General features: G+C 74.1%; 13 protein-coding genes. 4 read left to right on the top strand and 9 right to left on the bottom strand.

Annotation, left to right across the window (positions count from 1 at the left end; genetic code table 11):
* Nucleotides 1-41: 41 nt before the first annotated feature.
* The 3 genes from ACFCX4_RS29545 to ACFCX4_RS29535 all read right to left on the bottom strand — a co-directional run bounded on the left by ACFCX4_RS29545 (nucleotide 42) and on the right by ACFCX4_RS29535 (nucleotide 1,555).
* Entirely contained in the window at nucleotides 42-332 is a 291-nt protein-coding gene (locus ACFCX4_RS29545) for a DUF397 domain-containing protein (RefSeq protein ID WP_376148926.1), read from the bottom strand.
* A 165-nt stretch (nucleotides 333-497) separates the two neighbouring features.
* Nucleotides 498-680: a DUF397 domain-containing protein gene (locus ACFCX4_RS29540; protein WP_376148924.1), complete on the bottom strand. Its 183-nt coding sequence runs from the start codon at nucleotides 678-680 to the stop codon at nucleotides 498-500.
* Entirely contained in the window at nucleotides 677-1,555 is an 879-nt protein-coding gene (locus ACFCX4_RS29535; RefSeq protein ID WP_376148921.1) for a Scr1 family TA system antitoxin-like transcriptional regulator, read from the bottom strand. Before ACFCX4_RS29535 ends, ACFCX4_RS29540 begins: the two co-directional genes overlap by 4 nt.
* 124 nt (nucleotides 1,556-1,679) lie before the next feature.
* Here ACFCX4_RS29535 and ACFCX4_RS29530 point away from each other — a divergent pair, with 124 nt between their 5' ends.
* Entirely contained in the window at nucleotides 1,680-2,165 is a 486-nt protein-coding gene (locus tag ACFCX4_RS29530) for an ATP-binding protein (RefSeq protein WP_376148918.1), read from the top strand.
* Nucleotides 2,166-2,453: 288 nt separating this feature from the next.
* Here the strand turns inward: ACFCX4_RS29530 and ACFCX4_RS29525 are convergent, their stop codons facing one another.
* The 3 genes from ACFCX4_RS29525 to ACFCX4_RS29515 form a co-directional block, all read right to left on the bottom strand.
* Entirely contained in the window at nucleotides 2,454-3,413 is a 960-nt protein-coding gene (locus ACFCX4_RS29525) for an SGNH/GDSL hydrolase family protein (RefSeq protein ID WP_376148916.1), read from the bottom strand.
* 316 nt (nucleotides 3,414-3,729) lie between these two features.
* Complete coding sequence (locus ACFCX4_RS29520) at nucleotides 3,730-4,200, bottom strand: hypothetical protein (protein WP_376148913.1); 471 nt, start codon at nucleotides 4,198-4,200, stop codon at nucleotides 3,730-3,732.
* A gap of 291 nt (nucleotides 4,201-4,491) precedes the next feature.
* The gene (locus ACFCX4_RS29515) at nucleotides 4,492-5,082 is read right to left on the bottom strand and encodes a TetR/AcrR family transcriptional regulator (protein WP_376148910.1); all 591 of its coding nucleotides are present in this window, start codon (nucleotides 5,080-5,082) and stop codon (nucleotides 4,492-4,494) included.
* 149 nt (nucleotides 5,083-5,231) lie between these two features.
* Here ACFCX4_RS29515 and ACFCX4_RS29510 point away from each other — a divergent pair, with 149 nt between their 5' ends.
* Together ACFCX4_RS29510 and ACFCX4_RS29505 are read left to right on the top strand one after the other, a co-directional pair.
* Nucleotides 5,232-6,332 carry an ABC transporter permease gene (locus ACFCX4_RS29510; RefSeq protein ID WP_376148907.1) on the top strand — a complete coding sequence of 367 codons (1,101 nt, stop codon included), beginning with the start codon at nucleotides 5,232-5,234 and terminating at the stop codon, nucleotides 6,330-6,332.
* Complete coding sequence (locus tag ACFCX4_RS29505) at nucleotides 6,329-7,018, top strand: ABC transporter ATP-binding protein (protein WP_376148905.1); 690 nt, start codon at nucleotides 6,329-6,331, stop codon at nucleotides 7,016-7,018. Before ACFCX4_RS29510 ends, ACFCX4_RS29505 begins: the two co-directional genes overlap by 4 nt.
* Before the next feature lie 348 nt (nucleotides 7,019-7,366).
* On the opposite strand, the gene ACFCX4_RS29500 is transcribed toward ACFCX4_RS29505, so the two are convergent.
* On the bottom strand, nucleotides 7,367-7,882 hold the full coding sequence (locus tag ACFCX4_RS29500) for a hypothetical protein (protein WP_376148903.1): 516 nt from the start codon (nucleotides 7,880-7,882) through the stop codon (nucleotides 7,367-7,369).
* Nucleotides 7,883-8,105: 223 nt separating this feature from the next.
* Here ACFCX4_RS29500 and ACFCX4_RS29495 point away from each other — a divergent pair, with 223 nt between their 5' ends.
* Nucleotides 8,106-8,390, top strand: a complete 285-nt coding sequence (locus ACFCX4_RS29495; protein WP_376148900.1) for a ribosomal protein L7/L12 — start codon at nucleotides 8,106-8,108, stop codon at nucleotides 8,388-8,390.
* Between the two features lie 25 nt (nucleotides 8,391-8,415).
* Here the strand turns inward: ACFCX4_RS29495 and ACFCX4_RS29490 are convergent, their stop codons facing one another.
* Both ACFCX4_RS29490 and ACFCX4_RS29485 read right to left on the bottom strand, forming a co-directional pair.
* Nucleotides 8,416-8,955, bottom strand: a complete 540-nt coding sequence (locus ACFCX4_RS29490; protein WP_376148897.1) for a GNAT family N-acetyltransferase — start codon at nucleotides 8,953-8,955, stop codon at nucleotides 8,416-8,418.
* A 150-nt stretch (nucleotides 8,956-9,105) separates the two neighbouring features.
* A complete protein-coding gene (locus ACFCX4_RS29485) occupies nucleotides 9,106-9,567 on the bottom strand; it encodes a pyridoxamine 5'-phosphate oxidase family protein (protein ID WP_376148894.1) in 462 nt (153 codons plus the stop codon).
* Nucleotides 9,568-9,743: the final 176 nt, after the last annotated feature.

Genomic DNA, 9,743 nt, shown 5'->3' with positions numbered 1-9,743 from the left:
GATTTCCTCTCCGCGCCCACCGGGTCGGGAAAAGCGGGAACTCAGGCCGACCGGGCGAATTCGAGAAAGGCCTCCCAGGCCGCCGGCGAGAAGGTGAGATGGGGGCCGGACTTGTCCTTGGAATCGCGGACGAGAACGGCGGACATGATTTCGGCGACCTCGACGCAATTGCCGCCGTCCGGCCCGCTGTGGCTGCTCTTGCGCCAGCCGACCTCGACGCATTCGCCGCCGTCCGGGCCGCTGTGGCTGCTCTTCCGCCAGGCGACCTCGACGCACTCGCCGCCATCGGATCCGCTGTAGCTGCTCTTGAACCACACCAGTTCGCTGCTCATCGCTCCTCCTGAAATGAGGGTGCCGTGGCGCGCGACCAGGATACGAACTCCGGCGCCCGGAGGCCATGGCACAGCACCCCACAGCGAGGGCACCGCACCCCCACAGAACACGGCCGTCCACCTGGTGGTGGACGGCCGCGGGGCGCCGAGCGGGCAGACTGCTCGTCAGACCGACTGCGCGAACTCGACGAAGGCCTCCCAGGCCGCCGGCGAGAAGGTGAGATGGGGACCGGACTTGTCCTTGGAGTCACGCACCAGCACGGCCGACATCGCCTCGGCGACCTCGACACACTCGCCACCCTCGTTGCCGCTGTGACTGCTCTTGAACCACACCAGTTCGCTGCTCATCGCTCTCCCAGAATCTTCTCGATCATCGACATGGACTCCTGCGGAGTGTGCGCCTGCGACCTGAGCGTGCTGTAGCGCGCGTTCAGGATCCGGACCTCACTCTGATCCGTAATCAGCCTACTGCTCGTCTGGACCTCGATGTAGCCCATCTGCGGGCGGCCCTTCGGGGTGATCAGGATGAACGGACCACCCATACCAGCGTGCTCCGTACGGTCCAGCGGCATCACTTGGATCACCATCCCCCGGGTACTCCCGACCTCCAACAGATGCTGCAACTGCGCGGCGTGGATGTCCCAACCCCCCATCGGCCGGCGGAGCACGCTCTCATCGATCACCCAGCTGAACATCGCGCGCGGCCACTTCGCGAGGACCTCCTGCCGAGCCAGCCGAGCCGCCACCCGCATCTCGATGACCTCTTCATTGAGCAGCGGCTGTCGCATCTCGTAGACAGCGCGCGCGTGAGCCTCGGTCTGAAGCAAACCCGGGAAGTCCCACATGCTCCAGTTGTTGAGCTCCTCCGCGACGACCTCCAGGCTCGCGTACCCCCGGAACCACTCCGGGTGCCGCACCCGCGACTTCGCCTTCGCGTTCGCGATGTCCTCGGCCGTGACGATCAGCAGCCCGCCCGCGTCCAGCACCCGCTCGGACGCCTCCAGCAGCTCCGGCTGCGGCGTGCGCTTGCCCTGCTCGACCGCCCCGATCAGGCTCTCGGTGTAGCCGACCTCCTTCGCGAACTCCTTCTGCGTCAGGCCGGCCCGCTCGCGCAGCAGCTTGATCTGCTTGCCGATGGCCCGGAAGAAGTCCGAGACCTCCGAGAGGTCCTCCTCAAGCTGCGGACGGACGTCCCCGCTGTCGCCACCCTGGATTTCACGCATTTCGACCTCCCCTTTCCGGTCACGCTCGACCGGAGTCACAGGACACTTTCCGCACACACACAGGCACTCACCGTGCCCGGGTGATGCACCGTCAGCGTAAGCCCGGGGGGGCAGGCTTTTCCCCATGAAGTCCGAAATCCCCCTCGACCACCCGGATCCGCGCGCCCACACCGCGCTCCTCGGTTGCACCCCCAAAGGGGCCGCGACCGGCCGCCGGATCGCCCGTCTCCAGCTGACCTCCTGGGCACTCAACTCCCTTTACCCGGACGCTTTTCACTCCGCGCTGCTGATCGTCGCGGAACTGTCGGCCAACGCCTCCACGCACGGGCGCACCCCGGGGCGCGGATTCGAACTGCACCTCTCGCTCACCACCGCGCGCCGGGCGTGCACCACCGTGCTCCGGATCGAGGTCTCCGACTGCCGGGGGGACCGCCCGCCAGTCCTCCCGAGGGCCGCCTGTCCGGCGGACGCGCAGTCGGGGCGCGGCCTCACGCTCGTCGACGCCCTCGCCGACCGCTGGGGCACCCTCCCCCGGGCGCCCAGCGCCAAGACGGTCTGGGCCGAACTCGACCTCCACCGGCTGGAGTTCCCCGCCGACGTCACCGCCTGACCGCACCGCCGGGGCGGCGGCCCGCACCGCCCTCCCCTTCCTCCCGCTCGCCCCGGCCATGAGCAGGCCCTCCTGCACAGGAAGTCGGCCCGTCCGACTTCCCGCTCCGCACCCCACAGCACGAAGCCGCCCAGCCACTCCGCCCAGGAGGCCGCACATGAGCCGGCAGGACGATGAGCCGGGCAGACAGCGGCTCCGCGGGCGGATCGACGGGGAGCGGAACAGAGAGCTCGCGGCGCTCGATTCAACGATCCGCAAGGCCACGTCGGGGCCCGGGAGCGAGGCGGCTCAGCCCAGGGCGTTCAGCATCGCCGCCTCCACGAGGGCGGCGGCGGCGCGGTGACCCCGGGCGTTGGGGTGGACGAAGGCGAGCCGGCCGGGTTCGGAGACGAAGCCCTCCACCCACTTGACGGTGTCGCAGACGCTGTGGTCCTTCGAGGAGTCGTAGAGGTTCACGAAGCGCGCCGCCTCCTGCGCGCCGGCCGACGCCTCGATGACCTCGTTGAGCGGCTCCAGGACGTCCCGGCGCAGCCAGTCCAGATCCCCCGGAGCGATCGCGCCGAACTGCGTGAGGTCCCCGTAGCGGCACTTGGCGGTGTCCCCGGGGATGATCGTGGGGCTGCCGACGGCCAGGATCGCCGCGCGCGGGGAGCGCTCGTGCAGCACGGCGAGCATCCGGCCGTACTCCCTGCGCACCTTCTCCAGCCGGGCCGCGACGCCGTCGGACAGGGCGTCCTCGCACGGGGTGCCCTCGCCGCCGCTCGTGTGGCCGAGCGCCGCGCACCGGGTGATGATGCCGGCGAGGCCAAGGGTGTTGCCGCCCACGCCGACGGTGATGACGTCGGTGCCGGGGCCCGCCGCCGCGGACTGGGGCGGCACCGGGGGGAAGGGGTAGCCCGGGTCCTCGGAGTAGGGCGGCAGCTGGTGGCCGATCGGGGCCTGCGCCTCGTCGGTGACGTTCGCGATGGTGGCGGCGCCGCAGCTGACGTCGGTCAGCCGGACGAGCCCGCCGACGTGGCGCGCGACGACCTGCGGGTAGGACTGGTCGGTGCGCTCGCAGCCGTCGCGCGGGACCTCGAAGACGCTCCCCGCCGCCGGGATGACCCCGGCGGCGTAGGAGTCGCCCATCGCGACCCACCGGCGCTCCGCCGCCTCGGCGGAGCGCGCGGGCTGTACCGGAACGGCCGCCCCTGCGGTGAGCGCGGCGGCCGAGCCGACCAGGGCCAACTGTGTGCGCAGGCGAGCCATGTGATCTCCGAGGATGCGTCACCGATCGAGCCCCGAGCCCGGAGGCAGCGTCACTATACGCAGCGAACCGGGCACGGCTCGCGACCGACGGGGCCGGGCGGGCCGCCGCACCCGGAGCCCCGGCGGCCGGTGGTCGACCTGTTGTGCTCGGCTCCCGGAGTACGCAGGCCCCAGCCCTCAGTCCGAGCCTCGCACTGTTTCTGACGGCCCGTCGCCATTGAGCGGCGGGCCGGAGTCTTCCCGGACCACCCGCAACAGCGGCCGCGGCCGTCCGCCCCGGCAGCCGGACCGGACGGCCTCCACCCTTCGCCCGCCCCTAGCGGAACCAGCCGGTCCAGACGCCGTTGGTGTTGCGGTTGTTGTACCAGAGCTTGCCGTCCGTGCCCTTCACGTCCAACTGGATGAAGTCACCCTCGTAGGCGACGATCCGGGGGTCGGACGTGACCGCGCCGCCGAGCGAGGCCAGCCCCGCGCTGCCGCGCGGCGGGAACCAGAAGGTCCACACCGCCCGGTCCGCTCCGACGAAGAACGTCTGCTCCGTGCCGTCGTTGAGCCTGAAGACCGGGGCCTTCTCCCCGAACCCGCCACCGCAGAGGTACTTCGCGTCCCACTGGGAAACGGCCCACGTCTCCACGGTGATCTTCGACTTCTTGCACTCGGGACGCTCGATGATCCTCGCGATCCCCGACGCGTCGGCGCTCCCCGCCGCGCCGACCACGCCGCCCGCCACGGTGGCGGCGACCACGGCCGCCGCAGCCGCGGCCCTTCCGAGCTTCCTGGTTCCCATGCCCATCACTGACCTCCGGATCACGTGCCGCCCCCACCGGGCGACCGGGAGTGAGGGTCCGGCCGCCGACCGCGCGCCGGCGACCGGCCCCCGGCGAGTGCGGTCGCCGGGCCCTCGCGGCAAGCCTGACAAGGGAGTTGACGGTATGTCAGCGAAGGCCCGGCGATGCTGCCCGGCCGCTCCGCTCCGGTGCCCGGACCGGCCGCCCGAAGTCTGCCCGGGGCACCGCCAACCCGGGGCCGTGATCACCGCGTCCCCGGGGCGCCTCCGGGCGTTCGGCCGCCGGGGGTCTCAGGCGGCGCCGAGGGTCGCGACGGCGCCCGCCGTCAGGGCGACGGTGCGTTCGGCCACGGCCTCGTAGGAGTCCCCGGACTCGATCAGCCCGGTCGCCGCGTTCACCAGCCCCTGGAGCAGCCGGGCGGTGCGGAGCGGGTCCCGGTCGCCGAGGGCGGCGAGCGCCTCGGTCAGCGGCCGCATGATCTCGGCGTGCGCCTCGGCCGCACCGCGCCGCAGCACCGCCGCGTCGCGGTCGCCGGCCAGGGCGCGGGCGATCCGGTGCTCGCCGTCGCGGACCAGCGCCAGCTGCGCCCGCACGTACGCCGCGACCTGCTCGGCGGGGGCGGGCGGGGCGGCGGCCATCTCGGCGTGGATGCGGGCGGTCCAGCGCGGGGTGACCTCGCGGACCACCTCCTCCAGCAGCTCGGCGCGGTCGGCGAAGTACTTGTAGACGCTGTTGCGGGCCAGGCCCAGCCGCGCGGCCACGGCTCCGAAGGTCACCGCGGCGGCGTCGCCCTCCTCCAGCAGCTCGCGCGCGGCGACGACCAGCGCGGCGCGTTGCTGCGCGCGGTGGTCGGCGACGGTGGCGGCACTGATCCGGGGCACGGACGCCAGTGTAGGGAACCCCGCCTCCGATCGGCCCGATCGGCCCTGACCTGCCCCGATGGAGACCGTTCGACCCCACTTGGGGACTCGGTGTCGCCATCTTCTATCTTGGGGACATATAGTCCCCAAGATTCCGAAAGGGCACCCCCGTGCTCCTCGCCCTGCTCGAACTGAAAGCGGCCCGCGGCCGCTTCCTCCTCATGGGCAGCGTCGTCGTCCTGGTCGCCGCCCTCGTCGGCGTGGTCTCCGGCTTCACCACCGGCCTCGGCGACGACACCGTCTCCGCCCTGCGCCGGCTGCCCGCCACCCACCTCGCCTTCGCCTCCGGTGTCGGCAGCGACCAGTTCGCCCGCAGCCTCGTCGACGACACCGCCCTCGACGGCTGGCGCGGACAGCCCGGCGTCCGGGCCACCCCGCTCGGCACCTCCATCAGCCGCGGCACCACCGACCGGGGCACCGAGGTGGACTTCGCCGCGTTCGGCGTCGAGCCCGGCTCCTTCCTCGACCCCGCGCCCGGCAGCCTCGACCGGCCCGACACCGTCGTCGTCTCCCAGCAGCTCGCCGACGAGGGCGTCCGCCCCGGCGACACCCTCACCGTCGACCGGCTCGGCATCACCCTCACGGTCACCGGCACCACCGGCCGCTCCTCCTACGGGCACGTCGCCGCCGCCTACCTGCCCATCGCCACCTGGCAGCGGATCCGCTTCACCGCCCCCGGAGGCACCGCCGCCGCCCGGCTCCCCGCCCAGTACACGGCCGTCGCCCTCCGGGCCGACCCCGGCACCGACCTCGCCGCCGCCGACCGGGCGCTGCACACCCGCACCCTGACCGTCGAGGAGGCCTACCCCGCCGCCCCCGGCTACACCGGCGAGCGCGTCACCATGACCTCCATCCAGTCCTTCCTCTACGTGATCGCCCCGCTCGTCGTCGGCGCCTTCTTCGCCGTCTGGACCGTCCAGCGGCAACCCGAACTCGCCCTGCTGCGCGCCCTGGGCGCCTCCCGGCGCAGGCTGCTCGCCCACACCCTCGGCCAGGCCGCCGTCGTCGTCACCGCCGGGGCCCTCGCCGGAGCCGCGCTCGCCGGAGCGGTCGGCCTGCTGGTCGGCGCCAAGGTGCCGTTCAGCCTGCCCGGCACCACGCTGGCCCTCACCATGGCGACCGTCGTCCTCACCGCCCTCCTGGGCGCCGCCGTCACCCTGCGCCGCGTCGCCACCGTCGACCCCATGACCATGCTCGGAGCCGGACGATGAGCCTGCACCTCCACGACATCACCGTCACCGTCGGCCGCGGCGACTCCCGGACCACCCCGCTGCGCGGACTCGACGCCGAGTTCCCGGCCGGGCGGCTCACCGCCCTGACCGGGCCGTCGGGCTCCGGCAAGTCCACCCTGCTCGCCGTCGCGGGCGCGCTCCTGCGGCCCGACTCCGGCCAGGTCCTGCTCGACGGCACCGACCTCGCCGCGCTCGGTCCCTCCGCCCGTGCCCGGGTGCGCCGCGAGCACGTCGGCTACGTCTTCCAGAGCGGGAACCTGCTCAGCGGCCTCACCGCCCGGGAACAGCTCCTCGCCGCCGCCTCGGTGGTCGGCCGGCCCGCCCGCTCCGTCCGGGCGCGCGCCCGGCAGCTGCTCACCGACGTCGGCCTCGAACACCGGCTGGACCACCGCGCGGACACCCTCTCCGGCGGCGAGCGCCAGCGCATCGCGATCGCCCGGGCGCTGCTGCTGGAGCCCGCGCTGCTGCTCGTCGACGAACCCACCGCCGCCGTCGACCGCACGCGGGCCGCCGACCTCGCCGCGCTCCTCGCCGACACCACCCACCGCCACGGCTGCGTCACCGTGGTCGCCACCCACGACCCGGTGGCGGAGGCGGCGGCCGACCGCGTCCTCGACCTCGCCGCCCTCCAGGCGGCGGGTGGGGACGGGGGCGGCGGCGCCTGAACGGCGGGGCGGGGCGGCCGGGCGGCGGTGGCGGGGCCTGCCGGCGACCGGCGGCACTGCTGCCCGGGCCACGACCCGGACGGCCCGGCACCGCTCCCGCGCACCGCCGGCCTCGCCGTCCCGCATCCGCCGCGCGTCACTCGGACGATGCGCACCGCACCTTCGGCCCGCCGCTCTCCGCCGGGCCGCGGCCCACCACGCCGGCCGCGCACGGGTGTGGGCGGACAGCGCAGTGGCCGCGGCCCGGTCACCGGCGAAGGGCACCCACCACCGCCAGCACCGGGGCCACTGTGCCCGGCGCGGGGCCCGGCGCCGGGCGCGTGGGGCACGTCCCCGCCCCCGCGGCCGTTACGGGGAGCCCCGCACCCCGGTGCGGGCGTGCGACCCGCCGATCCAGAAGGTGAGCGCCTTCTGGCGCCCTCCGAGGGACCGTCGCATCGCGTTGACCAAGCGGATCTGCGCCTGGGCCACCTCCGCGTTCGCCTCCCGGAACTCCTCCTCCCCCAGCGGGGAGCGGACCGTGTCGACGTCGCGCGCGACGCGCTCCAGGAAGCGGTCGACCGCGCACCCGAAGCGGTCGACCTCCTCCGCCACCGCCACGGGAGCGATCAGGCCGACCCGGGTCAGCACGGCGCTCCACTCGGCCCACTCGTAGTCCCACCGGACGCGGTCGGCGTGCGCGCGCTTGATGATCATCGTGAACCTGGCGTAGTGCCCGAGGAGTTCCTGATAGGCGAGCAACTGCTGCTCCCGGGACCACTGTTGTCCCTGCCCCCGCCTGGTGACGATCCCGCCCACCAGCACTCCCACGGTCGCCGAGGCCGCCCCGGTGACCGTCGTGATCAGCACATCCGGCAAAGCCACCCCGGCCCCCTCGTCCGCGAACGCCGCCCGGCGCACTCGCCCGCCGGCGCGTCGAACGTAGCACCGGCGCCCGGTGGCCCGCCGGTGCATTTCGGCGGCCCCGAACCCGCCCGCGGACAGGCCGGGCCACCGAGCAACACCTGCGGCCTGGTCCGCACGGAGACGATCCGGCGTCCCCACCGCGCACCGGTGCTGCGTTCGGACCGCGCCCGGAGGAGGACCGATGGCAGTCGAGTACGTCACCCTGGTCTGCGACGACGAGCCGGTTTCGGTGGTGCTCACCGACCCGGGGCCGCGCCCCGTCGAGGTGGTGAAGCTGCTCCGGCGGCGGACCGGACCGAGCCTGTGGCAGGGCAGGCTGCTCGTAGACGACGTGCCGGCCGTCGTCCTGGACGACGTCCCGCGGGAGACGGCCGAGGCCGCGGTCCGCGACCTGCTCGCCACCGGGGCCGGGGCCGGGGCCGAACTCCGCTCCGGGTTCGACGTCCTGGGTACCGCGCGGGGCTGAGCGGCACCGCTCGGCCCGGTTCGGCTCAGCCGGCCACCGCGGCCGGGGGCCGCATGCCGAGCCACTGCTCGGCATCCCAGGCCTCGAACCGCTCCACCTCGGCGAAGCCCAGCTTGGCCGCGAGCCGCATCGAGGCGGCGTTGGCGGACTGGGTGGTGAGCACCACCGGCTCGCCGGGAAGCACGCCGCCCAGCCAGTCGAGCGCCGCCTCGCACGCCTCGGCGGCGTATCCGGATCCCCAGGCCCCGGGCAGGAAGAGGTAGCCGAGGTCCGCCTTGCCCGCGGCGGCCGGACGGCGGTGGCCGGTCGCCCGCCGCAGCAGGACCTGGCCGATCATCTCCCCGTCGAGCTCCACGACGAAGCTCCCGGGCCCGCTGTCCGGCACCTCCGGCAGCTCGCGCTCCAGCGCGTCGAGGGCCCGGGGGCCACCGAGGTAGGTGTGCACCTCCGGGGAGCTGAGCAGCGCGAGGAAGGTCGCGCGGTCCCGTGCCTCGGGCGCGCGGAGCACGAGGCGCTCGGTGCTGATCGGTGCGGGCGGCCAGGCCACCGTTCCAAGATCATCCATTCGGTCACGCTAACAGACGGCCGGACGGCGGCACCCGGGCCGCAGGAGCCGGCGGGCCGTCCGGGTCGACACCCCGGCCGTCGACACCCCGGCAGCACTTCGCCCCCCGGGGCCGACCCCCGCGAGGCCGGGGCGGGCGACCGGCACCGGTCAGGCCAGCCAGGTGCCGTCGCGCATGACGACCCGCCCCCGCAGCTCCGGCTCCCCGTGCCAGGCGCGAACGGTCGTGGGGAGCACGCGGATGTAGACGAACGCGCCCTCCTCGCCGCGCGGGTCCCAGCCGAACTTGCGCGTGTACGCCTCCGCCGGGCCCGCGGCGACCTCCTGGTCCGGGAAGCACTCCGCCTCGCCCTGGACGAGCACCACGTCGAAGCTGTCCGGGAGTGCCAGGTGCACCCGGGGTTCCGCGCGGAGGTTGCGCACGGTGGCGGACGCCGCGCCGGTGCACATCCAGACGGCGCGCCCGTCCCAGAGGAACCAGAGCGGCACCTGGTGCGGCCCGTGTTCGGGGTGGGACGTCGACACCCACACATCCCGCTCGCCGTCGAGCCGCCGCAGGGTGTCGCGCTTGCGCTCCGCCGTCGAACGGCGGGCCGTTTCCGTGCTCTTCACGGGAACCGACCCTAGCCGGGCGGGCCTTCCCGCACCTGGGGCGCGGGACCTACGCCCGCCGACCGAGCTGGACCGCCTCAGGACCCAGGACCCGGACCAGCCACCAGCCACCGGACGCCGGACGCGCCACGCGCACAGGAAGTCGGACCCGCCGACTTCCTGTGCGCGGGCCACCG

Origin of the sequence: Kitasatospora sp. NPDC056327 (assembly GCF_042261735.1) — a bacterium.
Classification (GTDB): Bacteria; Actinomycetota; Actinomycetes; order Streptomycetales; family Streptomycetaceae; genus Kitasatospora.
The sequence above is the reverse complement of the archived record's forward strand: the minus strand, read 5'-3'. Positions and strand labels throughout refer to the sequence as shown.

Excerpts from the sequence above, each read along its gene's own strand:
- ACFCX4_RS29545 (WP_376148926.1), bottom strand. The coding sequence starts at position 332 with ATGAGCAGCGAACTGGTGTGGTTCAAGAGCAGCTACAGCGGATCCGAT.
- ACFCX4_RS29540 (WP_376148924.1), bottom strand. The coding sequence starts at position 680 with ATGAGCAGCGAACTGGTGTGGTTCAAGAGCAGTCACAGCGGCAACGAG.
- ACFCX4_RS29535 (WP_376148921.1), bottom strand. The coding sequence starts at position 1,555 with ATGCGTGAAATCCAGGGTGGCGACAGCGGGGACGTCCGTCCGCAGCTT.
- ACFCX4_RS29530 (WP_376148918.1), top strand. The coding sequence starts at position 1,680 with ATGAAGTCCGAAATCCCCCTCGACCACCCGGATCCGCGCGCCCACACC.
- ACFCX4_RS29525 (WP_376148916.1), bottom strand. The coding sequence starts at position 3,413 with ATGGCTCGCCTGCGCACACAGTTGGCCCTGGTCGGCTCGGCCGCCGCG.
- ACFCX4_RS29520 (WP_376148913.1), bottom strand. The coding sequence starts at position 4,200 with ATGGGAACCAGGAAGCTCGGAAGGGCCGCGGCTGCGGCGGCCGTGGTC.
- ACFCX4_RS29505 (WP_376148905.1), top strand. The coding sequence starts at position 6,329 with ATGAGCCTGCACCTCCACGACATCACCGTCACCGTCGGCCGCGGCGAC.
- ACFCX4_RS29495 (WP_376148900.1), top strand. The coding sequence starts at position 8,106 with ATGGCAGTCGAGTACGTCACCCTGGTCTGCGACGACGAGCCGGTTTCG.
- ACFCX4_RS29490 (WP_376148897.1), bottom strand. The coding sequence starts at position 8,955 with ATGGATGATCTTGGAACGGTGGCCTGGCCGCCCGCACCGATCAGCACC.